This window comes from Planomonospora sp. ID67723 (genome assembly GCF_015711605.1).
In the GTDB taxonomy this organism is placed as follows: domain Bacteria; phylum Actinomycetota; class Actinomycetes; order Streptosporangiales; family Streptosporangiaceae; genus Planomonospora_A.
The window spans coordinates 1226435-1249299 of the sequence record NZ_JABTEZ010000001.1; the positions used below are offsets into that span (position 1 = coordinate 1226435).

General features: G+C 72.3%; 21 protein-coding genes. 12 read left to right on the plus strand and 9 right to left on the minus strand.

Annotated features, from left to right (window positions below):
* The first annotated feature begins 20 nt into the window (after positions 1–20).
* Both HS041_RS05820 and HS041_RS05825 read left to right on the plus strand, forming a co-directional pair.
* Positions 21–2366, plus strand: coding sequence for a sodium-translocating pyrophosphatase (locus tag HS041_RS05820; RefSeq protein WP_196439455.1), 2346 nt, complete (start codon positions 21–23; stop codon positions 2364–2366).
* A gap of 190 nt (positions 2367–2556) precedes the next feature.
* Complete coding sequence (locus HS041_RS05825) at positions 2557–3030, plus strand: SixA phosphatase family protein (RefSeq protein WP_230878440.1); 474 nt, start codon at positions 2557–2559, stop codon at positions 3028–3030.
* A gap of 12 nt (positions 3031–3042) precedes the next feature.
* Here HS041_RS05825 and serB read toward each other — a convergent pair whose 3' ends face one another.
* Positions 3043–4272 (minus strand): phosphoserine phosphatase SerB, encoded by a 1230-nt coding sequence (serB, locus tag HS041_RS05830; protein WP_196439457.1) that lies wholly within the window; start codon positions 4270–4272, stop codon positions 3043–3045.
* A 115-nt stretch (positions 4273–4387) separates the two neighbouring features.
* Between serB and HS041_RS05835 the strand changes: the two genes are divergently transcribed.
* The 3 genes from HS041_RS05835 to HS041_RS05845 all read left to right on the plus strand — a co-directional run bounded on the left by HS041_RS05835 (position 4388) and on the right by HS041_RS05845 (position 7184).
* Positions 4388–5194, plus strand: a complete 807-nt coding sequence (locus HS041_RS05835) for a GNAT family N-acetyltransferase (protein ID WP_196439458.1) — start codon at positions 4388–4390, stop codon at positions 5192–5194.
* A gap of 146 nt (positions 5195–5340) precedes the next feature.
* Positions 5341–6306, plus strand: coding sequence for a lysophospholipid acyltransferase family protein (locus HS041_RS39180; RefSeq protein ID WP_196439459.1), 966 nt, complete (start codon positions 5341–5343; stop codon positions 6304–6306).
* Between the two features lie 134 nt (positions 6307–6440).
* A complete protein-coding gene (locus tag HS041_RS05845; protein ID WP_196439460.1) occupies positions 6441–7184 on the plus strand; it encodes a class I SAM-dependent DNA methyltransferase in 744 nt (247 codons plus the stop codon).
* Between the two features lie 207 nt (positions 7185–7391).
* Here the strand turns inward: HS041_RS05845 and HS041_RS05850 are convergent, their stop codons facing one another.
* The 3 genes from HS041_RS05850 to HS041_RS05860 all read right to left on the minus strand — a co-directional run bounded on the left by HS041_RS05850 (position 7392) and on the right by HS041_RS05860 (position 9844).
* Positions 7392–7967, minus strand: a complete 576-nt coding sequence (locus tag HS041_RS05850) for a DUF11 domain-containing protein (protein ID WP_196439461.1) — start codon at positions 7965–7967, stop codon at positions 7392–7394.
* A gap of 166 nt (positions 7968–8133) precedes the next feature.
* Entirely contained in the window at positions 8134–9150 is a 1017-nt protein-coding gene (locus HS041_RS05855) for an S-adenosylmethionine:tRNA ribosyltransferase-isomerase (RefSeq protein WP_307845187.1), read from the minus strand.
* Positions 9151–9178: 28 nt separating this feature from the next.
* Positions 9179–9844 (minus strand): SDR family NAD(P)-dependent oxidoreductase, encoded by a 666-nt coding sequence (locus tag HS041_RS05860; protein WP_196439462.1) that lies wholly within the window; start codon positions 9842–9844, stop codon positions 9179–9181.
* 154 nt (positions 9845–9998) lie between these two features.
* Here HS041_RS05860 and HS041_RS05865 point away from each other — a divergent pair, with 154 nt between their 5' ends.
* Entirely contained in the window at positions 9999–11129 is a 1131-nt protein-coding gene (locus tag HS041_RS05865) for a GAF domain-containing sensor histidine kinase (RefSeq protein WP_196440797.1), read from the plus strand.
* A gap of 101 nt (positions 11130–11230) precedes the next feature.
* Positions 11231–11866 carry a response regulator gene (locus tag HS041_RS05870; RefSeq protein ID WP_196439463.1) on the plus strand — a complete coding sequence of 212 codons (636 nt, stop codon included), beginning with the start codon at positions 11231–11233 and terminating at the stop codon, positions 11864–11866.
* Between the two features lie 12 nt (positions 11867–11878).
* Here the strand turns inward: HS041_RS05870 and HS041_RS05875 are convergent, their stop codons facing one another.
* Complete coding sequence (locus HS041_RS05875; RefSeq protein ID WP_196439464.1) at positions 11879–12544, minus strand: DUF11 domain-containing protein; 666 nt, start codon at positions 12542–12544, stop codon at positions 11879–11881.
* 173 nt (positions 12545–12717) lie between these two features.
* On the opposite strand from HS041_RS05875, the gene HS041_RS05880 reads away from it, so the two are divergent.
* Positions 12718–15108, plus strand: a complete 2391-nt coding sequence (locus HS041_RS05880) for a protein kinase domain-containing protein (RefSeq protein ID WP_196439465.1) — start codon at positions 12718–12720, stop codon at positions 15106–15108.
* Here the strand turns inward: HS041_RS05880 and HS041_RS05885 are convergent, their stop codons facing one another.
* On the minus strand, positions 15109–15828 hold the full coding sequence (locus HS041_RS05885; protein ID WP_196439466.1) for an Rv1486c family protein: 720 nt from the start codon (positions 15826–15828) through the stop codon (positions 15109–15111).
* Positions 15829–15890: 62 nt separating this feature from the next.
* On the opposite strand from HS041_RS05885, the gene HS041_RS05890 reads away from it, so the two are divergent.
* The 4 genes from HS041_RS05890 (at position 15891) to HS041_RS05905 (ending at position 18971) form a co-directional block, all read left to right on the plus strand.
* On the plus strand, positions 15891–16685 hold the full coding sequence (locus HS041_RS05890; RefSeq protein ID WP_196439467.1) for an ABC transporter ATP-binding protein: 795 nt from the start codon (positions 15891–15893) through the stop codon (positions 16683–16685).
* A gap of 93 nt (positions 16686–16778) precedes the next feature.
* Complete coding sequence (locus HS041_RS05895; protein WP_196439468.1) at positions 16779–17855, plus strand: SPFH domain-containing protein; 1077 nt, start codon at positions 16779–16781, stop codon at positions 17853–17855.
* A 77-nt stretch (positions 17856–17932) separates the two neighbouring features.
* Positions 17933–18712, plus strand: coding sequence for a sulfite exporter TauE/SafE family protein (locus tag HS041_RS05900; RefSeq protein WP_196439469.1), 780 nt, complete (start codon positions 17933–17935; stop codon positions 18710–18712).
* A gap of 28 nt (positions 18713–18740) precedes the next feature.
* Entirely contained in the window at positions 18741–18971 is a 231-nt protein-coding gene (locus HS041_RS05905) for a DUF8836 family protein (RefSeq protein ID WP_196439470.1), read from the plus strand.
* A 114-nt stretch (positions 18972–19085) separates the two neighbouring features.
* Here HS041_RS05905 and HS041_RS05910 read toward each other — a convergent pair whose 3' ends face one another.
* The 3 genes from HS041_RS05910 to HS041_RS05920 all read right to left on the minus strand — a co-directional run bounded on the left by HS041_RS05910 (position 19086) and on the right by HS041_RS05920 (position 22862).
* Positions 19086–19952 carry a Rieske (2Fe-2S) protein gene (locus tag HS041_RS05910; RefSeq protein ID WP_307845188.1) on the minus strand — a complete coding sequence of 289 codons (867 nt, stop codon included), beginning with the start codon at positions 19950–19952 and terminating at the stop codon, positions 19086–19088.
* An 88-nt stretch (positions 19953–20040) separates the two neighbouring features.
* The gene (locus HS041_RS05915) at positions 20041–20595 is read right to left on the minus strand and encodes an HD domain-containing protein (protein WP_230878783.1); all 555 of its coding nucleotides are present in this window, start codon (positions 20593–20595) and stop codon (positions 20041–20043) included.
* A 101-nt stretch (positions 20596–20696) separates the two neighbouring features.
* Positions 20697–22862 (minus strand): molybdopterin-dependent oxidoreductase, encoded by a 2166-nt coding sequence (locus HS041_RS05920; RefSeq protein WP_196439473.1) that lies wholly within the window; start codon positions 22860–22862, stop codon positions 20697–20699.
* Positions 22863–22865 lie beyond the last annotated feature (3 nt).

The window sequence follows — 22865 nt, forward strand, 5'->3', positions numbered from 1 at the left end:
GTCTTGCCGAGGAGAGTCGGATGCCTGTGTTCCATCTCGCCGCTGTCGATGAAACAGCGGTACCCCTGAGCGGTTCCCATCTCACGATCGTGATCGTGGTCGCCGCCGTCGCCCTGCTCGCTCTCGCCGTCGCCGGAGGGCTCGTGCGGGAGGTGCTCGCCGCCGACCAAGGCACCGAGCGCATGCGAAACATCTCGCGAGCCGTCCAGGAAGGAGCCGCGGCATATCTGGCGCGGCAGTTCCGGACACTCGCCCTGTTCGTCGTCCTGATTCCCTTCCTGCTGCTCCTGCTCCCGGCTCCTTCGACCGGGGTGCAGATCGGCCGATCCGTCTTCTTCGTGGTCGGCGCGCTGTTCTCCGCGCTGACCGGGTTCATGGGAATGTGGCTGGCGGTCCGCGGGAACGTCCGCGTCGCCGCCGCAGCCCGCACGTCGGGTGAGAAGGTCGCCATGCGCATCGCCTTCCGCACCGGCGGCGTGGCGGGCATGTTCACCGTGGGCCTGGGCCTGCTCGGCGCCGCCATCGTCGTCTTCGTCTACAAGGGCGACGCTCCCGCGGTGCTGGAGGGTTTCGGCTTCGGCGCCGCGCTGCTCGCGATGTTCATGCGGGTCGGCGGCGGCATCTTCACCAAGGCGGCCGACGTCGGCGCCGACCTGGTCGGCAAGATCGAGCAGGGCATCCCGGAGGACGACCCGCGCAACGCGGCCACCATCGCCGACAACGTGGGCGACAACGTCGGCGACTGCGCCGGCATGGCCGCCGACCTGTTCGAGTCCTACGCGGTCATGCTGGTCGCCAGCCTGATCCTGGGCAAGGTGGCCTTCGGCACCGAGGGACTGGTGTTCCCGCTGATCGTCCCGATGATCGGCGTGCTCACCGCGATCATCGGCATCTTCGTCACCGCCCCGCGCACCGGTGACCGCAACGGCATGGCCGCCATCAACCGCGGGTTCTTCATCTCCGCCGCGATCTCGGCGGTCCTGGTCGCCGCGGCCGCCTTCCTCTACCTGCCGGACAGCTTCGCCGGGCTGACCGGGGTGAGCCCGGAGATCGCGGCCGTCACCTCCGACCCCCGGCTCATCGCCATCGGCGCGGTGCTGATCGGCCTGGTCCTGGCCAGCGCGATCCAGGTCCTCACCGGCTACTTCACCGAGACCAACCGGCGTCCGGTGAAGGAGATCGGCGAGAGCTCCATGACCGGCCCGGCCACGGTCATCCTGGCCGGCATCAGCGTCGGCCTGGAATCCGCGGTCTACTCGGCTCTGATCATCGGCGGTGCGGTCTACGGCGCCTTCCTGCTGGGCTTCGGCAACGTCACCATCGCCCTGTTCGCCGTCGCCCTGGCGGGCACCGGCCTGCTGACCACGGTGGGCGTGATCGTGTCCATGGACACCTTCGGCCCGGTCTCCGACAACGCCCAGGGCATCGCCGAGATGTCGGGCGACGTCGAGGGCGAGGGCGCCATGGTGCTCACCTCCCTGGACGCCGTCGGCAACACCACCAAGGCCATCACCAAGGGCATCGCGATCGCCACGGCCGTGCTCGCCGCGACGGCGCTGTTCGGCGCCTTCCGGACAGCGGTGGAGACCGAGCTGACCGGGGCCACGCAGGCGGTGAAGGACGCGCTGGGCACGTTCAGCACGTTCAGCCTCGGCGTGGATTCGCCGAACGTGCTCGTCGGCCTGATGATCGGGGCGGCGGTCGTGTTCATGTTCTCCGGACTGGCGATCATGGCGGTCGGGCGGGCGGCCATGCGGGTCGTCTTCGAGGTGCGCGAGCAGTTCCGCACCAAGCCGGGCATCATGGCCGGCACAGAGCTGCCGGACTACGGACGGGTCGTGGACATCTGCACCCGCGACTCGCTGCGCGAGCTGGCCACCCCCGGCCTGCTCGCGGTGATGACGCCGATCGCGGTGGGCTTCGCCCTCGGCTACGCGCCGCTGGGGGCCTTCCTCGCCGGCGCTATCGCCTGCGGCACGCTCATGGCGGTGTTCCTCGCCAACTCCGGTGGCGCCTGGGACAACGCCAAGAAGCTGGTCGAGGACGGCTACCACGGGGGCAAGGGGTCGGAAGCCCACGCGGCCACCGTCATCGGTGACACCGTCGGCGACCCCTTCAAGGACACCGCGGGCCCGGCGATCAACCCGCTGATCAAGGTGATGAACCTCGTGGCGCTGCTGATCGCTCCTGCGGTCGTGGCGTACGCCGACAACGTGGCGCTGCGGCTCGGCATCGCGCTGTTCGCTCTGGTCGTGGTGGTCGGCGCGGTGATCGTCTCCAAGCGCCGCTCGGCCGGCTCCTCCCCGAGTGAGGACAACAACCAGGACCGCGAGCCGGAACCCGAGCCCGAGCCGATCGCGGGCTGAGTCCGGTAGAACCCGCTGAAGGGGTGCGCGGCGACCGGCCGTGCACCCCTTCGGCGTGTGCGGGCCATGCCGGTGGGAAACTGTCGGGCATGGAACAGCAGCCCTCCGGGGGAAAGACGCTCGTCATGATCCTGCTGGCGATGGCCGCGGTGTTCGCGGTGATCGTCGGGGTCGCCATATGGGCGGCGAGATGACGACGCGCACGCTGATCGTGCTGCGGCATGCCAAAGCGGCCCACACCCCCGGTCTCGCCGATGCCGAGCGCCCGCTCACCGAACGGGGCGAGAACGACGCCCGCCGGGTGGGCGAGACCTTCGCCGCCCTGGGGCTCCGGCCCGATCTGGTGCTCTGCTCGCCGGCCGTACGGACCCGGCGCACGGCCGAGCTGGCCCTGCCCGGAGAGCCCGTCGAGTTCGAGCGGGACATCTACGAGGCCTACGCGGACGAGCTGCTCACGCTGCTGCGCCGGACCGATCCCGAGGTGCGCACGCTGCTCCTGGTCGGCCACAACCCCGCCGTCCACGAGCTCGTCCTGGAGCTCACCACGCGCGCCGGCGACTCCGGGTTCCCGCCCGGCGCGTTCGCCGTCATCGAGACCGGCGACGAGTGGGCCGAGCTGGAGTCGGGGCGCGCGGTCACCAGGTGGAGCCCGAAGGACCGCTGACCCGGGCGGGACTCAGCGCTCCGGGGCGATGACGCCGTCCTCGGCGTCGGCGGCCTCGACCTCGGCGCGGGAGATGCCGAGCAGGTACAGGATCGAGTCGAGATAGGGCACGCTGACCGCGGTGTCGGCAGCCTGGCGCACCACCGGCTTGGCGTTGAACGCGATGCCCAGCCCGGCTGTCGCGATCATGTCCAGGTCGTTGGCGCCGTCGCCGATGGCCACGGTCTGGCTGATCGGGATGCCCGCCTCGCGGGCGAAACGCTCCAGCGCCCGGGCCTTGCCGGGGCGGTCCACGATCTCGCCGATGACCCGGCCGGTGAGCACGCCGTCGACGACCTCCAGGGTGTTGGCCGCGGAGTAGTCGATCCCGAGGTCGTCCACGAGAGCGTCGGTGAGCTGGGTGAACCCACCGCTGACGATCGCGAAGCGGTAGTCGAGCCGCTTGAGCGTGCGCACGAGCGTGCGGGCCCCGGGAGTGAGCACGACCTCCTTGCGGACCTTCTCGAAGACCTCCTCGGACAGGCCCTCCAGCAGCGCCACCCGCCGGCGGAGCGACTCGGCGAAGTCGAGCTCGCCGCGCATGGCCTCCTCGGTGACCCGGGCGACCTCCTCCAGGCAGCCCGCGTGCGCGGCCAGCAGCTCGATCACCTCGGCCTGGATGAGCGTGGAGTCCACGTCCATCACGATCAGCCGCTTGGCCCTGCGGTGCAGGCCGGCCCGCTGCACGGCCACGTCGACCTGCTGGGCGTGCGCCTCGGCGGCCAGTTCGGCGCGGAGGGCGTCCGGGTCGGCACCGGAGACGGCGAGCTCGATGCAGGTCACCGGGTAGCTGGACAGCCGCTCGATCCGGTCGATGTTGGCTCCGGCGGCGGCGATCCGGCCGGCGATGCCCGCCATCGCGGCGGGCTGCAGGGGCGAGCCCAGCACGGTGACGTGCAGGCGCCCGCGCCGCCGCTTCTCCTTCTCCTTGGTGGTGGAGCTGGTGGACAGCTCCACCTCCAGCCCCAGGTCCTCGGCCGTCCGCTCGACGGCGGTCCACAGGGCGCCGAGGGTGCCGCCGGTCCCGGTCGGGGTGTCACCGGCGTAGGCGACGAGGACGCCGAGGGTCAGCCGGCCGCGGATGACGACCTGCTCGATGTCGGCGACGACGACGGGGAAGCCGGCCAGGACGGCGAAGAGCCGGGAGGTGACGCCCGGTCGGTCGGGGCCGGTCAACGTGATCAGAAGCGTGCGCTGGTTCATCACGTCCTACGCTACTTGGCCCCGGAAACGACCGTGAATGCGGTTCATCATCCGGACGCCCGACGTTCGCGGTCCTCCCCGCCCCGGCGTTACCCGCGGCTGGCTTCATGGCATCATGACGACCATTCCCGCAGAGCCGCGCGTCGCGCGCTACACCGTCGGGCTGGCCCGTACCGCCGCAGAGCTGCGGGAGGCCCAGAGCCTGCGCCACCGGGTGTTCGCCGAGGAGATGGGCGCCCGGCTGGACACCCCCGTCAACGGCCTGGACGCCGACCCGCTCGACGCCTACTGCGACCACCTGCTGGTACGGCACGGCGAGACGGGCGAGGTCGTCGGGACCTACCGGCTGCTGGCCCCCGGCAGGGCCGATCGGCTCTACGCGGACTCCGCGTTCGACCTGGGCGCGCTGGCCGGTATCCGGCCGGGCCTGGTCGAGGCGGGCCGGGCCTGTGTGCACGCCGGTCATCGGGGCGGGGCGGTGGTCGGGCTGATGTGGGCGGGCATCGCGCGCTACATGGTGGAGCGCGGGTACGACTGGCTGGCCGGATGCTGCTCGGTGCCGGTGTCCCAGGCGGCAGAGGTCGTGCGGCGGGTCCCGCTCGGCCCCCCGGAGTACCGGGTGGCCCCGCTCCGGCCCTGGCGGGGAGGGGAACCCGCCCGGACCGCGCGCCCGCTCCCCGACACCGGCCCGTCGAGGCCGGACGGTGCCGGAGGGGCGCCGGGCGGTGCGCGGCCGGGATCCGCGCGTCCCGGCCGGGCCGGCCTGCCACCGTTGCTGCGGGGATACCTGCGGCTGGGCGCGTGGGTCTGCGGCCCGCCCGCGGACGATCGGGAGTTCGGCGTCGCCGACTTCTTCGTCCTGCTCCCGATGGCCGGCGTGGACCCCCGCTACCTGCGGCACTTCCTGGGAGCGCCGGAATGAACCCGCCGTCTGCGGCACTTCACGAGAGCATCGGGACGGACCCGCGGTCCGCGGCGCTTCCGCAGAGCGCCGGGCCGGGTCCGCTCCCCGGGCATGCCGGGCCGGGTCCGCTGCCCGGGACCGCTGGGGCGGATCCGCTCTTCGCGGTGCTCTCCGGGAGCGGCCGGACGGATCAGTGGCTCCCGGCGGCGCCCTGTACCCCGGCCGCCTGCGTCGTCCCTGCCGCCACGCCGGTGGCCCGGCCGCGCCGGGCGCTGCGTCTGCTGGCCGCCGTGCTGCTGATGCTCGCCGGGGCGGTGCTCGCACTCGCCGCGCGGGGGCTCGGTACGGCGCGGCGGATCCGGCTGGTGAGCGTCTGGTCGCGCCTGCTGCTGCGGGCCCTCGGCGTCCGGGTCGAGGTGCGGCAGGGCTTCGCCTTCCTGGCCGGTTCGGCGACGGGTCTCCGGATCGCTCCCGCGGCCCGTGACGCTTCCGCGGAGCGCCGGGCCGGACCCGCCGTCCCCGGATCCCGGGCCGTCTCCGCGACCGACGCCGGGGTCTGCGGCGCGGCCCCGCTGTTCGTGGCCAATCACGTGTCCTGGCTCGACCCGCTCGTCATGGCCGCCGTGCTGCCGTGCCGGCTGCTGGCCAAGCGGGAGGTCCTGGCCTGGCCGGTGGTCGGCGGGCTGGCGGCCGGGTCGGGTGCGCTGTTCATCGACAGGGACCGGTTGTCGATGCTGCCCGGGGCCGTCGCCGGTGTGGCGGGAGCGCTGGCACAGGGACATCCGGTGGCGGCCTTCCCGGAGGGCACGACCTGGTGCGGCCGGGAGATGGGCGCCTTCCGGCCCGCGGTCTTCCAGGCGGCACTGGACGCCGGGGCTCCGGTCCGGCCGGTGGCGATCCGCTACCTGGACGCGTACCGCGCTCCGGCGACCGGCCCCGCCTTCGTCGGCGACGACACCCTCCTGGCCTCCATCCGCCGGGTGGTCGCGGTCCGGCGGCTGACCGTGGAGGTGACGCTGCTCCCCCAGGTGGCGGCTCACGACCGCAGGACGCTGGCCTGGGCGGCGGAGTCCGCGGTCGCCTCCGTGGTCGTGGCTCCGGCCGGGCACCGTGTTCCGGCCGCGGCCTAAGACCTGTGGCGTCGGCGGGCGCGGGCCCGGCTCGTCGGTGAGCTCGATCAGGTGCCGGGCCGGGGCGGACGCCGGTCGCGACTGCAAGATCAAATCGTTGGACAATGCATACGCTCGCTGCCACCGTTGCCGGCATGCGACGAGATGAGATCTGGGACGCCGAAACAGCCCGGCGTTACGACACACCGGGCACCGGCATGTTCGCGCCCGAGGTCCTCGAACCGGTCGTGGAGCGCCTCGCCGAGCTCGCGGGCGACGGACGGGCGCTCGAGTTCGCCATCGGAACCGGTCGCGTCGCCGTGCCGCTCGCCGGGAGAGGGGTGCCCGTCACCGGCATCGAGCTGTCGCAGCCGATGGTCGATCAACTACGGACGAAGGCGAACGAGGCGACGATCCCCGTGATCATCGGTGACATGGCCACGGCCACCGCCCCGGGAGAGTACGCGCTCGTCTACCTCGTCTACAACACGATCTCCAACCTGCTCACTCAGGCCGAGCAGATCGAATGCTTCCGCAACGCCGCCCGCCACCTCACATCCGGCGGCCGGTTCGTGATCGAGCTCTGGGTGCCCGAGCTACGCAAGCTCCCCCCTGGACAGCAGGCCATGGTCTGGCATTGCGAGCCCGGCTACATCGGCCTGGACACCTACGACGTTCTGCGCCAGCACGTCGTATCGCACCACTTCAGCTTCGACGAGAGCAGGCAGGCCCGGCTGTCCCGCAGCCCGCACCGCTACATCTGGCCGGCCGAGCTCGACCTCATGGCCCAGTTGGCCGGATTCGAGTTGGAGGGCAGGCACGCCGATTGGGCCGGAGCCGCCTTCACGGCCGAGTCGCGTTCCCACGTGTCCGTCTACCGCATCCCGCCGAGCGGCTGAAGACCGTCCCGTGTCATGAGAGCCGGTCCAGGGTCGCGACCAGCATGATCCCGCAAGGGCGGGGCGGCGCAGGCCGGTGACGGCCACGGTCGTCGCGTGAGGCTCAGGTGCCCCCGGGTCCGGAGAACGGGTCGTCCTCCCAAAGCCCGGGCGCGGAGACGAGAAGCCTCCGCCCGGCGACCGGGCGGAGGCTTCTCGGCGGGACGGCTAGCGCACGACCTTGATCTTGTGCTCCTTGCCGAAGAACCAGGACTTGATGCCCATGCGCTCGAGCTCGTCGCGGTCGAGGTTCTCCGCACCGGTGGGCACGTCGTAGGAGACCACGCCGAGAGCGGTCTTGAGGGTGCCCTTGGCGGTCTTCTTCGCCTTGACCTTGATCTGGAAGGTCACGTAGTCGTCGACCTCCAGGTCGTAGGGGGCGGCGCAGGCGAAGAGCTTCGCGTCGGCGTCGCAGAAGCTGTCCTTGGGACCGGAGAAGGTCGCCTTGCTGATGTCGACGCCCTTGGGCAGGTAGCCCACGATGAAGTAGGTGCCCGCGGTGGCGAGGTGCGGGCCGGTGTTCTTGGCCTTGACGGTGAAGGTGATCTTCCCGCCCGGACGGACCTTCTTGGTGGCCGAGGCCGTGACAGCGAAGATCGAGAAGGGGTCGTCGGCCTTCTTGGCGACGACGGCGGCGGCGGGGGCCTTCGCGGGAGCGGCCGAGGCCGCGGGAGCGAACAGCATGCTGCCCGCGAGAGGAGCGACCAGGGCAAGAGCGGCGATCTTGGAGATCGGGTGGCGCATCAACGTCTCCCAGTTGAGGGTCTCCGGGGAACGCTGCGACTGTCCCCCGATAAAGTCCGCAGCGTTTTATCATGATTCGCAGAAGAAAGTAAATTTATATCTTTCGATCTTTTTGTTGCGAGTTGCCTGGAAGGCGGCCATACCGGAGGCGTCGTGGGCGCCCTCCCTAGGGCAGGATCAGATGGAGGTCGCCGAACTCGTGCCAGAGGTACCGCTCCCGCAGCGCCTCCCGGTAGGACCGGGCGAGCAGCTCGTCGCCGGCGATCGCCGAGAGCATGAGCAGATGGCTGGAGCGCGGCTCGTGCAACCCGGTGATCAGCCCGTCCACCGCCCTCACCCCGGCCGCCGGAGTGACGACGTGCGAGGTCCAGCCGCTCGCGGGCCGCACCCCGCCGCCGGACAGGGCGGCCGTCTCCAGTGCCCGCACCACGGTCGTGCCCACCGCGACCACCCGGCCGCCCGTCTCCCGGGCGAGGTTCGCCTGCCGCGCGGTGGACTCCGGGACCTCGAAGCGTTCCGGGTACGGCGGCTCGTCCTTCTCCGGTGAGGCCACCCCCGTGTGCAGCGTGATCGGCGCGACGCCGATGCCGCGCGAGACCAGGCCGGTCACCAGCCCGGCGGTGAACGGCCGTCCGGCGCTGGGCATCTCCGCGCTCCCGGGAACCACCCCGAACACGGTCTGGTAGTCGGCCAGCGGCCAGTCCCGCTCCACGTAGGAGTACCGGATCGGCACGCCGTACCGGCCCAGGTAGGCGGGGACCGGGCGGTCCAGCCGGGCCCGCCACAGGCGCGGCGTACGGCGCTCCAGCAGCCGCAGGGTGGCCCCGCCGGGCAGCGGGAGCCACTCGCCGTCGGCGCCGCCGGGGTAGGGCTCGGTGGCCGAGCCCGTACGGCGGCGCAGCTCCACCAGCCACGTGCCGTCCTCGCGCTCGGTCGAGAAGTGCACGGCGAGCCGGTCCAGCCGGACCGCGGCGGGGAGCGTGGCGGAGTTGTTGACCACGAGCAGGTCGCCGGGGCGGAGCAGGTCCGGCAGATCGGTGAACGGGTGGTGCCCGACCTCCCCGGTGCCGCCGTGCGAGACCAGCAGGCGGACCGCGTCGCGGGCCGGTCCCCGCACCTCCGGCGGCTCGTGCGCCTCCAGCGCGGGCGGGAGCACGAAGCCGCCGTCCAGGATGCCGTTCACGGGCCGCCTTCCGCCCGCCCGCCCGTGCTCACGGGTGGCTCACCCGGCCGCTGGCCGGACGGGTCTCGATCAGCCGGAGCAGCGTGGGGACGACCGTCTCGGGCCCGGGAGCCGCCGCGGCCTCCTGGGCGCCCACCGCGTCGGCCAGCATGGCGGTGTCCATCTCGCCCGGGTCCACCCACCAGACCGCGACCGCGGGCTCCTCCGCGGCGAGCACGTTGGAGATCTGGTCCAGCGCGGCCTTGGTCGCGCCGTACCCGCCCCAGCCCTCGTAGGCGCCCACGGCGGCGTCGGAGGAGATGTTGACGACCGCGCCGCCCCGCTCCCGCAGACCGGGGAGGACCGCCTGGACCAGCGCCAGCGGGGCCAGCACGTTGGCGCGGAACAGGTCCGCCAGGACGTCCAGAGGATAGGAGGCGAGCGGCGGGAGCGGTACCGCGCCCAGCCCGGAGGCGTTGTTGACCAGCAGGTCCAGCCCGCCGCGGTCCTGCGCGGCCCGCGCCAGCCGGTCCTGGTGGGCGGGGTCGGCGACGTCGCCGGCCAGGGCGAGGGCGCCGAGCTCGTCCGCGACGGGTTTGAGCGCGTCGGCGCCCCGCGCGGTGAGGATGAGCCGCCAGTCGCGGGCGGCCAGGGCGCGGGCCAGCGCCAGGCCGAGCCCGCGGGAGGCTCCGGTGATGAGTGCCGTCTTCGTCATGCTTGCGACGCTAGGAACCGCGCGCCCGGCGCGCATCGGCCCGAGGACCGGTGCCGGCCCGGGCTGATGGGCCTAGGACGCGCGGGCCGGGGCCTAGGACCGATGGCGCGGTACGGCCACCGGCCCCGCTGCCTAGAGTTTGTCCGTGAGTCCCATGAACGAGGACCGTGACGGCGTCCTGCACGCGGTGAGTTCCGCCGTGCTCGCGGTGACCAGGCACCTGTCGGTCCGCGAGGTGCTCCAGGTGATCGTCCGCTCGGCGCAGCGGCTCCTGGACGCCCGCTACGCGGCGCTCGGCGTGCCCGACGAGGAGGGCGCGTTCGCGGAGTTCGTCGCCGAGGGCATCTCCGACGAGGAGTGGGAGGCCATCGGCCCGACGCCCCGCCAGCACGGGATGCTCGGGGCGATGCTCAGGGAGGGGACCCCGGTCCGGCTGCCCGACATCCGCCGGGACTCCCGGTTCGAGTACTGGCCGCGCGAGCACCCGGTGCTGAAGGACTTCCTCGGGGTGCCGATCCACGACGGCGACCGGGTCCTGGGCATCATCTTCCTGTCCAACAAGCGGACCCCCGGCGGGTTCACCGAGGCCGACCAGCGGTTGCTGACGATGTTCGCCGCGCACGCCGCCATCGCCCTCACCAACGCCCGCCTCTACGAGCGCAGCAGGGAGCTCGCCCTGGTGGAGGAGCGCACCCGGATGGCGCGGGAACTGCACGACGCGGTGACCCAGAAGCTGTTCTCCCTGCGGCTCACCGCCCAGGCGGCGGCCTCCCTGGTCACCCGGGATCCGGACAGGGCGCTGGGGGAGCTGGAGCGGGTGGAGCGGCTGGCCGGTGAGGCCCTGGCCGAGCTCCGTGCGGTGATCGTGGAGCTGCGTCCGGCGGAGCTCGACCGGCACGGCCTGGCCGAGACGCTCCGCAAGCAGGTCCGCCTGCTCGACCGGCTGCACCCGGCGTCGTTCGCGTTCGAGGAGCACCCGGTGGGAGTGCCCGGCCCGGCGACGGAGGTGGCGGTCCTGCGGGTGGCCCAGGAGGCGCTGCACAACGCCGCCCGGCACGCGGGGGCGGAGAGGGTGGCCGTACGGCTCGGCTGCGAGGAGGGGCGCCTCGTCCTCGAGGTGCGCGACGACGGGACCGGGTTCGACGTGGCCGCCGCCGCGGGGCGCGGGCTGGGCATCGCTTCGATGAGCGACCGGGCGCAGGCGCTGGGCGGGAGCGTCTCGGTGACCTCGGTGACGTCGGGACCCCGGCGCGGCACGCTGGTGCGGATGGAGGTTCCGGCGTGAGGCCGTACGGCGGTGCGGCGGGCGGGCGGCCGGCCGGAGCCGGTGGGACGGGCCCGGGGGATGAGCCGACGGGACGAGCCGGCGGCGGAGAGGGTGACGGGATGATCCGGGTGCTGATCGCGGACGACCATCCGGTCGTCCGGCAGGGGCTGCGCACGTTCCTGGACCTGCAGGACGACCTCGAGGTGGTGGGGGAGGCCTCCGACGGGGCGGAAGCGGTGGCGCTGGTGGAGTCGCTCTCCCCGGACGTGCTGCTGCTCGACCTGAAGATGCCGGTCCTCGACGGCATCGGCACGCTGCTGCGGCTGTCGGAGCGGGAACCGTCGCCGCGCGTGCTGGTGCTGACCTCGTTCAGCGACCGCCAGGACGTGGTCCCGGCCATGCGCGCCGGCGCCGCCGGATTCCTCTACAAGGACGTCGAGCCCGGCGCGCTCGTCCGGGCCATCCGCGCGGTCCACGGCGGGCAGGTGCTGCTGGCCCCGGAGGCCGCCGAGGCCGTGCTGGCCGGTCCCGCGCAGGGAGCGGCCACGCCGGGTGCGCCGGTGGCGCCGCTGACCGACCGGGAGCGCGAGGTGCTCACGCTGATCGCCTCCGGCCGTTCCAACCGCGAGATCGCCAGGGACCTGGCGGTGGCGGAGAAGACGGTGAAGACCCACGTCTCCAACGTGCTGATGAAGCTCGGCGTGCAGGACAGGACCCAGGCCGCGCTGTACGCCGTACGGCACGGCCTGGCCTGAGCTCCTCGCGGCTCAGGTGTCCTTCTTCTCCTCGCGCCGGTCCGCCGGCGGCGGGGGCGGGGGCGGCGGGGGCGGCGTGTAGGTGCCGCCGCCGCTTCTGCGCCGCGGGGGGGACGGGTGAACGATCTTGGTCTTCACCGTCTTGGTGATGTACCAGTGCGGGAAGGCCAGGCGCTTCCACTCCGAGCGGTCCAGGTTCTCGCCGCCGGAGGGGACGTTCCAGGTGTCCACGCCGAGCCTGGCGACGGCGGTGCCCTTGGTCCTCTTCTTGAGCTTGACCCAGACCTTCACCGTCTCCGATTCGCCCTCATCGAGGATCCAGGGCGTCACGCACCAGAAACCGTCCTCGTAGAAGTCGCACTCGGTGCCCTTGGGGCCCTTGTAGTAGACCGTGTCGTTGATCCCCCTGGGCAGGCCGGTCCCGCCGACGTAGAAGTAGTCGGCCTTCTGGGGCCCCAGGTTGGTGACCTTGATCTCGTACATGAACTCCTGGCCGTTGCGGACCCGCTTCGGGGCCTTGACCGAGACCTTGAAGGAGGACCAGGGCTTGTCCAGCTTCGTCTGAGAGGACACCGAGGAGGGCGCCGCGGTGGCGGAGGCCGCCGCCGGTACGGCGGGCGCGACGGACAGGGGGACGAGCAGGCCGAGGCCTAAGAGCATGCCGGACGTTCGGCGCATGGGCGTCTCCGCGCGGGTTAGGGAGCGATGGAAGTCATCATTTGCAAGGAGAAGTATCACTTAAGCCTGACGATCTCAAAGATAGGATGATCTACCTGGGCTTTACTGCTTCGCGTACATTCGGGGTCCTCAGGGGACTCCGGCGACCAGCGGCTCAGCCACGGGAGGTTCACGTGCCGGAAACGCAGCCGCTGCGCCAGGGGGACCCGCAGGTTCTGGGCGCCTACCGGCTGGTCGGACGGCTGGGCGAGGGCGCCCAGGGCATCGTCTACGCCGGGCGGGCCCCCGACGGCACGATGGTCGCGATCAAGCTGCTCCATCCCCGCCTGAGCAACACCGGGATCGACGGCGACCGCTTCCTCCGCGAGGTCGCCGCGGCCCGCCGGGTGGCCCAGTTCTGCACGGCCCAGGTCATCGGCGCCCACATGGAGGACGACAGCCCCTACATCGTGAGCGAGCTCGTCGAGGGCGTCTCCCTGCAGAAGGTGGTGCAGACCGAGGGGCCGCGCACCGGCAACGCCCTGTACCGGCTGGCGGTCGGCACGGTCACCGCGCTGGCCGCGATCCACCGGGCCGGGATCGTGCACCGCGACTTCAAACCGAGCAACGTGCTGCTCGGCTCCGACGGTCCCCGGGTCATCGACTTCGGCATCGCCAGGGCGCTGGACTCGGCGCTGACCATGACGAGCGGCGTGGTGGGCACCCCCGCGTACATGTCGCCCGAACAGGTCGCCGGGCAGCGGGTGGAGCCCTCCTCCGACATGTTCAGCTGGGGCCTGACCATGGCGTTCGCCGCGACCGGGCGGCCCGCCTTCGGCCAGGACAGCCTGCCCGCCGTCATCTACCGGGTGATGAACGAGGAACCGGACCTGTCCGCGCTCCCGGACAACCTGCGGCCCGTCGTGACCGCCTGCCTGAACAAGCGGGCCGAGGAGCGGCCGAGCGCGTCCGAGGTGCTGTTCACCCTCCTGGGAAGCCAGGCGGAGGAGGAGGCGGACGCCGAGCACGGGGAGGCCGACCTCGACCGCTCCCTGGACGCCGGCTCCCGGGCCGCGGCCGGGTCGCCCCCCGCTCCGGGGTCCGGTCCGGGGTCCGCCCTCCCGCCCGTTCCGTCGCCCGCCCCGCCGCACGGGGAGCCGCCCGTGGAGGAGACCCGCTGGGTACGGCCCTCCGGCGTGGACCCGGTGAGCGCCTTCGACTCCGGTGGAGACCGGAGCGCCCCGCCTGCCGGCGTCCCCTTCGCGTCCCCTTCCGCCTACCCGGCGAACGCCCCCGCCGGGCCCCCGCCGGGCGCGTTCCGTCCCCCGGCCCCCGGGATCCTTCCCGGAGCGGTTCCCGAAGCCCCAGGGGAAGGAAGGTCGCGGCGCGCGCGGGCCCTCCTGGTGATCGGGGTGCTCGCGGGCGCGCTGGTCCTCGCCGCCGGAGTCCTGGTGGCCGTGCCGAACGCGCTGGACCGGCCCGGGGATCCCGTTCCCGGGCAGAGCGCTCTGGCCGGGAGCCCGGCGCAACAGCAGGTCCCGGTGCAGACCTCGCAGGCCACGCCCACCCCCGCCCCGGTCCGCGCCTCCACCCCGCCCCCCGAGCAGACGCCCGCTCCACCGCGGCCCCCCGCGACGGTGACCTTCGACGGGCAGGACGGCAAGGCGCTGAAGGGTCACGGCAAGGCCGTCCAGTCGCTCGCCGACGCCAAGATCGGTGACCGGCGGGTCGTGGTCTCCGGCGGGCAGGACGGGACGCTGCGGATCTGGGACCCGGCCAAGCACAAGACGCTGCACCGGCTGCGCGGTCACCGCGGTGAGATCTACGCGGTCGCCACCGTCACCGTCGGCGGCACGCCGTACGCGGTGACCGGCGGCTACGACCACACCGTCCGGCTGTGGAACCTGAAGACGCGCAAGGGCAAGCGGCTGGGCTACCACCCGATCGCGGTCTTCGCGGTCGCGGCCGGTCAGGTCAACGGCGCACCGGTGGCCGTCACCGGGGACGGCGACGGCGTGCTGCAGATCTGGAACCTGAAGAGCCGCAGGCAGATCAAGACGATCCAGGCGCACCGCAACGACGTCAACTGGCTGGCCTTCGGCAAGGTCGGCGACCGTACCGTGGTCGTGTCCGCCAGCGCCGACGAGTCCCTGAAGGTCTGGGACCTGACCCGCAAGAAGCAGTACGGCAAGGCCTACAGGGGCCACGGCAAGGCGGTCTTCTCCGTCGCCGTGGGCACGGTGGGCGACCGCCCGGTGGTCGCCTCCGGCGGCAAGGACAAGCAGATCAGGATCTGGGACCCGAAGACGGCCAAGACCATCGGCAAACCGCTCAAGGGCCACAAGGGCAACGTCTACTCCCTCGCCTTCGGCGAGGTGGACGGCCGCACCGTGCTGGTCTCCGGCAGCACCGACGGGACCGTCAGGCTCTGGGACCCGGCGGCCCGTGAACCGCTCGGCAAGGCCGTCAAGGCACACAAGGGCGGCGTCTACTCGGTCGACGTCGTCACCGTGGACGGACGGCCGGCCGTCGTCTCGGCGGGCAAGGACCGGACCGTCAAGATCTGGAGGCTGGCGCCGAACTGATCAGACGAGCTCGGTGATGGCGTGGTGGGCGGCCACCCGGGCCCGCCGTACCGCGCGGTCGAGGTCGCGCAGGGCCTGGCCCCGCACGGCGACCTGCCCCGAGGTGAGTCCCCGGTCGTCGGCGACCCGGAGCGCGGCGGCCAGCCGGGCGGCCAGCGCGGCGACCCGGTGGGCGCGGGCGGGGTAACCGGGAGCGAGGCCCTCGTCGTCCGCGGTCGCCCGCCGGTGGCCCTGGGCCGGCCCCTCCACGCCGAGCAGGGCGTCGGTCGCCGCGCGCATGGTGAGGGCCAGGTCGCGCTCGGCCTCGGCGAGGGAGGGCACGTCGGGAACGGCGGCGGAGGCTTCGAACACGCTCCAGCGCACTCCGGCGTACGATGATCCGCGGCGGTCCCGTACCGGGACCAGCCCGAGGCACCTGCTGGGAAGTACGGCCACCGCGGCCTGCCCGGCCTCGATGGCCGCGGCGTTGAAGGGGGGCGGTCCGGTGAGCCCGAGCGGGTCGCCCGCGACGGGGAGGGCCAGCCGCAGTGAGGTCATGCCCTCACCGCGCAGGTCGGCGAGAAAGCTTCGGAGCGGGACGTCGCCGGCGTCCGCGGCGACGAGCTGGGGGCCGGCCCGCCGCTCAGCGCGGTCGGCGGCCTCGTCGAGACCGGCCTGCCCGGTGAGCCAGGCGTTCCCCCAGCAGACCAGGGTGGCCGAGATCGGTGAATCAGGGTGCACCGGTCCACGATATGTCCTCGCCCTGCAATAAGTTTGTACGAGCGATTCAAGGAGGGTGGGGCATGGGCGGTCAGGTGCTTCGGCTACAGGACGTCACCGTCCGCAGAGACGGGGCGGCCCTGCTGAGGGACATCGACTGGACCGTCCACGAGGATGAACGATGGGTCGTCATCGGTCCCAACGGTGCGGGCAAGACCACGCTGCTGCAGGTCGTCGGGGCGATGCTGTTCCCCACCGAGGGCGTCGTGGAGATCCTGGGCGAGCGGCTCGGCCAGACCGACGTGTTCGACCTGCGGCCCCGGATCGGGCTGGCGAGCGCGGCGCTGGCGGAGAAGGTGCCGCCGGAGGAGAAGGTCATCGACCTGGTGCTCACCGCCTCCTACGCGATCCTCGGCCGCTGGACGGAGGAATACGACTCCGGCGACGTCACCCGGGCCGTCGAGCTGATCGACCAGCTCGGCTGCGCCCACCTGATCCGGCGCCGGTTCGGCACCCTCTCGGAGGGTGAGCGCAAGCGCGTGCAGATCGCCAGGGCGCTGATGCCGGACCCGGAGCTGCTCCTGCTGGACGAGCCCGCCGCCGGGCTGGACCTGGGCGGCCGGGAGGACCTCGTCCGCCGCCTGTCGGTCTTCGCCAACGACCCCAAGGCGCCGACGATGGTGCTGGTCACCCACCATGTGGAGGAGGTGCCCCTGGGGTTCACCCACGCGCTGCTGCTGCGGCACGGCTCCGTGGTCGCCCAGGGGCCGATCGAGCACGTGATGACCGCCGACAACCTCGCCCGCACCTTCGGCATCCCGCTCGGCCTGGAGCGCGGGTCCGACGGCCGCTGGTACGCACGGGCGCATCAGTTCTGAGTCGTTATGGCTCATCAGGAGTAAAGAAAAGTAAAACGAAATATCATTTCGGGGACGAGAGATCCATTTGACTCGACCGTCCGGAGTGGCCACATGGGACCATCGCTCATCGCCGCCCTCATCGTGGTGGCCATCGCAGGGCTGGCGCTGATCCGGACGATCCGCATCGTGCCACAGGCCACGGCGGGGATCGTGGAGCGGCTCGGGCGCTACCACCGCACCCTCCTGCCCGGCCTCAACCTGGTGGTCCCGTTCATCGACCGGATCAAGGGCACGATCGACCTGCGCGAGCAGGTGGTCTCGTTCCCGCCGCAGCCGGTCATCACCTCCGACAACCTCGTGGTCTCCATCGACACGGTGATCTACTTCCAGGTCGTCGACCCGCGGGCCGCCACCTACGAGATCGCCAATTTCCTGATCGGCGTCGAGCAGCTCACCGTGACGACGCTGCGCAACGTGGTCGGCGGCATGGACCTGGAGCGTACGCTGACCTCCCGCGAGGAGATCAACACCGAGCTCCGCGGGGTCCTCGACGACGCCACCGGCAAGTGGGGCATCCGGGTCAACCGGGTCGAGCTCAAGGCGATCGACCCGCCGGCCTCCATCCAGGACTCGATGGAGAAGCAGATGCGCGCCGACCGCGACAAGCGCGCCGCCGTACTCGCCGCCGAGGGACAGAAGCAGGCGGCCATCCTCACCGCCGAGGGGCAGAAGCAGGCCGTGGTCCTCAAGGCGCGCGGTGACGCCGAGGCCGCGGTGCTCAGGGCCCAGGCCGAGGCCGAGGCCAAGGCGATGCGGGCCAAGGGCGAGGCCGACGCGATCGCGATGGTGTTCCGGGCCATCCACGAGGGAAAGCCCGACCAGCAGCTCCTCGCCTACCAGTACCTCCAGATGCTCCCGCAGATCGCCCGGGGCGACGCCAACAAGCTGTGGATCGTGCCCTCGGAGATGGGCAGGGTCCTGGAGGGGTTGGGCGGCCTGTTCGCGAACCCCGCCGGGAGCGCAGCCGGGGCGGCCGGTGCGACCGGCGGTGACGAGGCCGCCGGAAGCACCGGGGCCCCGGTGTCCCCGCCGGGGGCTCCGCGGGCCTCCGGCGGTGCCAACGGCATCGATCGGGCCGATCTTCCCGGTCGGGACGCCCACGGAAAGGACACCCCGGCCGTCGGGTAGGAGCGGACCCCTCCTAAGGTGCGGTGGAGTGCCGTGCACCGTTCACGGGCGCGAGCCGTACGAGCGAGGAGGGCGCAATGACGCCGTGGGAGGCGGCCGCGATCTTCGCGGCCGGGGTCGGAGCCGGAGGCATCAACGCCGTCGTCGGCTCGGGATCGCTGATCACGTTCCCCACGATGGTGGCGGTGGGACTGCCGCCGATCGTGGCCAACGTCTCCAACAACATCGGCCTGGTGCCCGGATCGCTGACCGGGGCGCTGGGTTACCGCGCCGAGCTGAAGGGGCAGCGCGCCCGGCTGGTCCGGCTGGGTCTGGGGTCGCTTCTCGGCTCCCTCATCGGCGGCGTGCTCCTGCTCTCCCTTCCCGAGCGCACCTTCACCGTGGTCGTGTCGGTCCTGATCGGGCTGGCCTGCCTGCTGGTCCTGCTCCAGCCGAAGCTCAGCGCGTGGGTGAGCGCCTGGCGCGAGCACGACCACCCGCACGGCGGCCCCTGGCTCTGGCTCGGCGTCTTCGCGGCCGGGATCTACGGCGGCTACTTCGGCGCGGCCCAGGGCGTGCTGCTCATCGGACTGCTCGGCATCTTCCTCGCCGATGACCTGCAACGGGTGAACGCCGCCAAGAACGTGCTCTCGCTGCTGGTCAACACGATCGCCGCGGTGCTGTTCATCCTCGCCGACGCCCTGGACCTGTTCGCCGCGGCCGAGGTGGACTGGACGGCGGTGCTCCTGGTGGCGGCAGGGGCGACGATCGGCGGGTTCCTGGGCGCGAAGGTGGGCCGGAAGCTGCCGGCCCCGGTGCTGCGAGGGTTCATCGTCTGCGTCGGCGTCGCCGCCATAGTCAAACTGGTGTACGGGTAAAACAATCAGCTATGGGTATAAATCCGGCGTGAAAGGCGACAGGGTAGAGATCGTCATCGATGCTGGAGACACGTCACGCACGTACGAGGTCGCCGCGACCAAGGCGGGCCGCCGGGTGGAGGTCGCCAACCAACGTGGCGGCGTGGTCGAGGTGAGCGAGGTCACGCGGAGCGGTACGGCGGTGCGCACCGCCAGGTTCATGTCGAGCCGGATCCTCGCCCTCGTGGAACATCCCGCCGACGGCGCCTCGGACGACTGACGCCGTCGGCGGTCGTCCGGGCACGCCGGAGGAGCGCACCGCGAACCCGCCCGGCGAGCGGGAACCGGCCCCGGGGCACGGTCACGCCCGGAGGGGCGCGGTCATGTCCGGAGGTCAGGCCTGCGCGGGACGGACCTGGATGATGCCGTCGCGGCGGACCCGCGTCTCGAAGGACGGCTGCGGGGCCGTGCCGGGACCGTGCACGACGGCCCCGTCCGAGAGCCGGAAGGTGCTCCCGTGCCACGGGCAGACCACACAGGTGGTCCCGTTCTCGGAGATCAGCCGCCCCTGATGGAGCGGGCCGGCCAGGTGCGAGCAGCGGTCGGCGAGCACGTTCACCGTGTCGCCGACCCGGAGCACGAACAGGTCGATGTAACCCAGCCGCCGGGCCACCGGACGGCCGTCCGGCAGGTCCTTCAGAGCGCACAGGTCGTGCCAGCCCAGCGGGACCAGGTGGGTGACCGACTCCGCGTGGTTGGCCCCGGCCGCCTGCCGGTAGGACAGGTGCCCGCCGAGGTATCCGCCCAGGCCCGCCGCGGCCAGCCCGGCGAACGACAGGCTCCGCCCCGTGCGTTCGCGGCCGGTCAGCCGCAGCGCCAGCGAGCCGGCGTAGAGCCCGACCGCGGTCAGGTTGGCGAGCGCGTGCACGAACCCGACCCGTTGCTGCTCGCGGTGGAGCGAGGACCAGTCGGTGATCCCGGCCGCCGCGGTGGGCAGCACCCCGCCGAGCCCCGTGGCGAGCATCACCCGCGCCGCGCGGGGCTCGACCTTGGCCAGGTCCAGCACGGCGGTGGCCAGCAGGCAGCCCAGGCTGAAGGTGGCGAGCGGGGGATGGAGGGGTTTGCCGAGCGGGACCCCGTGCAGCGCGTCGCGCAGCTTCCCCGGACCGAGTCTCCGGCGCACGGCCTTGGCGAGCCCGCGGATCGGCCGGTCGATCCGCGACGATCTCTCGATCCGGCCCGGGAGATCGATCGGGGGCACCAGTTGTCTGAGGCTCCGGCGCCCCGTATTCACTGTTTCCTTCACCATCGCCCCCTCTCAAGCAATAGGGACCTACCCCCGAAGCGCGTTATGCACGCGCCAGATGTCCACGCCTGACGGAGAGCTCGATGATCTCGGTGGCATAGGCGCCGAGCGTCGGCGAGCCCTCCTCGATGATCTTCACCTTCTCCAGCACCTGCTCGGCCGTGACCTTGTAGAGCGACCAGGTACCGCCCTCGTTGTGATGGTTGGCCATGATCGGCGCGATCCGGTCCAGCGCCTTGGCGAACCGGGCCTCGGGCGTCACGCGCTCCTCGAACTCGTCCCAGAGCGCGCGCAGCCGCTTCGCCTGGTCCTCGGGGAGCAACCCGAAGATCCGGTCGGCGGCCTTGCGCTCTATGCCGAGCTGGGCCTCCACGGCCGGGCTGTCGTAGATGAACGTGTCCCCGGCGTCGATCTCGACGATGTCATGGACGAGCAGCATCGCGACGACCCTGTCCAGGTCGGTCCCCGGCGGAGCGTGCTCGGCCAGCACCATCGCGAGCATGCCGACGTACCACGAATGCTCGGCGTCGTTCTCCCGCCGCGACCCGTCCATCAGGGTGTTGCGGCGGACGATGCGCCTGAGCTTGTCGATTTCCATGGCGAAGGCGAGCTGGGCGTGCAGGCGGTCCTGTTCTGGAGGGGTGGTCACCCGCGCAAGCCTAGTCCGAGCCGGGGGTTCCTTCCCGATCGGCCATGCGGTCACGCCGGAGCGAGCGTGACCGGCACCCCGTTGAACACCGCGTTGCCCGACGGCAGGTCGACCTTCGACTCGTCCGTCAGCGCGTTGGCGTTCACCCCCGCGTGCTCGGCCGCGGTCCGCTGCGTGGTTCCGGCGTGTCCCCAGCCGTGCGGCAGGCTCACCACCCCGGGCATGATCGAGTCGGTCGGCTCCAGCGGCACGGTCAGCTCCCCGGTGGAGCTGCGGACCACAGCGTGCCCGTCGAGCCCGAGCCGGGCCACGTCCTGGGGGTTGATCTGCAGCGTGCACCGGTTGCTCCCGCCGACCAGCGGTCCCACGTTGTGCAGCCAGCTGTTGTTGGAACGCAGGTGCCGCCGCCCGATCAGCACGATCTCCGCCGGCGGTACGGCCAGCCGCTCGCGCAGCCGTACGGCGTCGGCGACCAGTTGCGGCGGGGCCAGCTCCACCCGCCCCGAGACGGTGCGCAGCATCTCGGCCAGCCGGGGCTCCAGCGGGCCGAGGTCGATCCCGTGCGGGTGCTCCCGGAGCGCGGCCAGCGACAACCCGTAGGGGCCGAGCTTGAGCATGGCGTCCAGGCGCAGCTCCGCCCCGCTGCCGCCCTCCAGGCCGGCGCGGAGCTCATCCACGTCACGGCCCTCGACGGGCGAGCCGGGCGTCTCGACGGCCCTGCGCAGCATCTGGTCGAGGATCAGCTCGTCCAGCAGGGCGGGGTCGGCCTCCGCCCCCTGCCCCGAGGCGATCATCGCCAGCCTGGCGATGATCTCCGCCTCCGACGGCCGTCCCGGCTCCGGCGGTAGCACCGGCGGGGAGAACCTGGCGTAGTTGCGCACCGCGAAGGACAGGAGCGCGAAGTCGTAGTGCGGCGAACGCAGCACCGGCGGAGGGGGAAGGATGACGTGCGCGTGCCGGGTGGTCTCGTTGAGGTAGGGGTCGACGCAGACCATGAACTCCAGCCCGCCGAAGGCCCGGTCCAGCCGGACGCCGTTCGGGGCCGACAGCACCGGGTTGCCCGCCACCGTGACCAGCGCCCTGACCTGTCCCTCTCCCGGGGTCTCGATCTCGTCGGCGAGGGTGGCCACCGGCAGCTCGCCGTTGGCCTCCGGCAGCCCGCGCACGCGGCTGTGCCAGCGCCCCGTGGTGTACGGCCTGCTCCTGCGGCCGGTCTCGGTCGCGGTTTTGGCGAACATGACGCCACCGGGGCGGTCGAGGTTCCCGGTCAAGACGTTGATCACGTCGACCAGCCACTGCGCGACGGTGCCGAACTCGGCCGTGCAGGTGCCGATGCGGGCGTACACGGCGGCGGTGGGAGCGGCGGCCAGTTCCCGCGCCAGCCGTACGGTGACCTCGGCGGGCACGCCGCAGACCTCCGCCACCGCCTTGGGAGAGAAGTCCTCGGCCAGCGCGCGGACCTCCGTCAGGCCCTCGACCTCGACCCCGACCGCGGTGAGGTCCTCCGCGAAGAGCGTGTGGACGATGCCGAACAGCAGGTAGGCGTCGGTGCCGGGCCGTACGAACAGGTGCTCGTCGGCGAGGGCCGCGGTGCGGGTGCGGCGGGGGTCGACGACCACGAACCGGCCGCCGCGCCTGCGCAGCGCCTTGAGCCTGCCGGGGAAGTCGGGGGCGGTGCACAGCGAGCCGTTGGACTCCAGCGGGTTGGCGCCGAGCATCAGCAGGTAGTCGGTGCGGTCCAGGTCCGGGACCGGGATGGCCAGCGGGTCGCCGAACATCAGGCCGCAGGAGACGTGCTTGGGCATCTGGTCGGAGGTGCTGGCGGAGAAGACGTTGCGCGTGCCGAGGGCCTTGATCAGCGGAGCATTGTACAGGGCCCCCGCCATCGTGTGCGCGTTCGGGTTGCCAAGGTAGACCGCGAGGGCCTGGCGGCCGTGGGCCTCGATCACGGCGGTGAGGCCGCGCTCGACGGCCTGGAAGGCCTCCTCCCAGCCGGTCTCGCGCCATTCGCCGCCGGTGCGGACCATCGGGGCGCGCAGCCGGTCGGGATCCTCGTCGAGGGCGCCGAGGCTCGCCCCCTTGGGACAGATGAAGCCCTTGGAGAACGGGTCGTCGGGGTCGCCCTTGACCGAGGTGACGCGCCCGGCGTCGTCGAGCGTGAGCCGGAGGCCGCAGACGGCCTCGCAGAGGGGACAGGTCCGGTGCGCGGTTCTCATCGG

Bases quoted from the DNA above. Each gene is read 5' to 3' on its own strand.
- HS041_RS05820 (WP_196439455.1), top strand. From the start codon at position 21: ATGCCTGTGTTCCATCTCGCCGCTGTCGATGAAACAGCGGTACCCCTG.
- HS041_RS05825 (WP_230878440.1), top strand. From the start codon at position 2,557: ATGACGACGCGCACGCTGATCGTGCTGCGGCATGCCAAAGCGGCCCAC.
- serB (WP_196439457.1), bottom strand. From the start codon at position 4,272: ATGAACCAGCGCACGCTTCTGATCACGTTGACCGGCCCCGACCGACCG.
- HS041_RS05835 (WP_196439458.1), top strand. From the start codon at position 4,388: ATGACGACCATTCCCGCAGAGCCGCGCGTCGCGCGCTACACCGTCGGG.
- HS041_RS05845 (WP_196439460.1), top strand. From the start codon at position 6,441: ATGCGACGAGATGAGATCTGGGACGCCGAAACAGCCCGGCGTTACGAC.
- HS041_RS05850 (WP_196439461.1), bottom strand. From the start codon at position 7,967: ATGCGCCACCCGATCTCCAAGATCGCCGCTCTTGCCCTGGTCGCTCCT.
- HS041_RS05860 (WP_196439462.1), bottom strand. From the start codon at position 9,844: ATGACGAAGACGGCACTCATCACCGGAGCCTCCCGCGGGCTCGGCCTG.
- HS041_RS05865 (WP_196440797.1), top strand. From the start codon at position 9,999: ATGAACGAGGACCGTGACGGCGTCCTGCACGCGGTGAGTTCCGCCGTG.
- HS041_RS05870 (WP_196439463.1), top strand. From the start codon at position 11,231: ATGATCCGGGTGCTGATCGCGGACGACCATCCGGTCGTCCGGCAGGGG.
- HS041_RS05875 (WP_196439464.1), bottom strand. From the start codon at position 12,544: ATGCGCCGAACGTCCGGCATGCTCTTAGGCCTCGGCCTGCTCGTCCCC.
- HS041_RS05890 (WP_196439467.1), top strand. From the start codon at position 15,891: ATGGGCGGTCAGGTGCTTCGGCTACAGGACGTCACCGTCCGCAGAGAC.
- HS041_RS05895 (WP_196439468.1), top strand. From the start codon at position 16,779: ATGGGACCATCGCTCATCGCCGCCCTCATCGTGGTGGCCATCGCAGGG.
- HS041_RS05900 (WP_196439469.1), top strand. From the start codon at position 17,933: ATGACGCCGTGGGAGGCGGCCGCGATCTTCGCGGCCGGGGTCGGAGCC.
- HS041_RS05915 (WP_230878783.1), bottom strand. From the start codon at position 20,595: ATGGAAATCGACAAGCTCAGGCGCATCGTCCGCCGCAACACCCTGATG.
- HS041_RS05920 (WP_196439473.1), bottom strand. From the start codon at position 22,862: ATGAGAACCGCGCACCGGACCTGTCCCCTCTGCGAGGCCGTCTGCGGC.